This window comes from Megasphaera massiliensis, from assembly GCF_000455225.1.
Taxonomy (GTDB): Bacteria; Bacillota; Negativicutes; order Veillonellales; family Megasphaeraceae; genus Megasphaera; species Megasphaera massiliensis.
Window position 1 is genome coordinate 1 of record NZ_HF954542.1, and the last position, 635, is coordinate 635.

Sequence of the window (635 nt, forward strand, 5' to 3'; positions counted from 1 at the left end):
ATACTGATTATACGTACACGATTGCCAACAATGAAGCAACCATAACGGATTTCGTTAGAGGAGCGGGTGTCGATATTACGATCCCAGCCGTCTTAGGAGGGGTGCCGGTAACTGCAATTGGAGACTCTGCTTTTTATGTCACTGATCTTACGAGCGTGGTGATTCCTAACGGGGTAAAGTCAATCGGCAGTGATGCGTTTGGCTACAATTTTCTTACAAGCTTGAACCTCCCCGGCAGCGTGACGAGTCTCGGGCAAAGGGCTTTCACCAGCAACAAGCTGACAAACATCTATTTACCGGATAGCCTGACAAACATGGAACAGGAGGCTTTTTCGAATAATTTACTGACCAGTGTCCGGATATCGGAGAACTTGACGGAAATCAGTGATTTTGCATTCAGAGGCAATCAGTTGACAAGTGTTGTGATACCGGCAAACATAAGGAGCATCGGCGGTTATACCTTTCGCTATAATCAGCTGTCCAGCATCGTTGTGATGGGCAAGACCGTAACGATCGAATCTAATTCCTTCAATAACAATCAAGCCGTTGCAGCGGATTTGAAAATATTCGGTTATGCGGGCTCAGCCGTACAAACCTATGCGAGAAATAAAGGATATACGTTCGTAGACGGGAAG

General features: G+C 46.1%; 1 protein-coding gene. It reads left to right on the plus strand.

Going from position 1 to position 635, the window contains the following annotated elements; all coding sequences use genetic code 11:
- The coding region (locus TX77_RS10505) for a leucine-rich repeat domain-containing protein (RefSeq protein WP_049917357.1) at positions 1–635 on the plus strand (635 nt) is incomplete at both ends.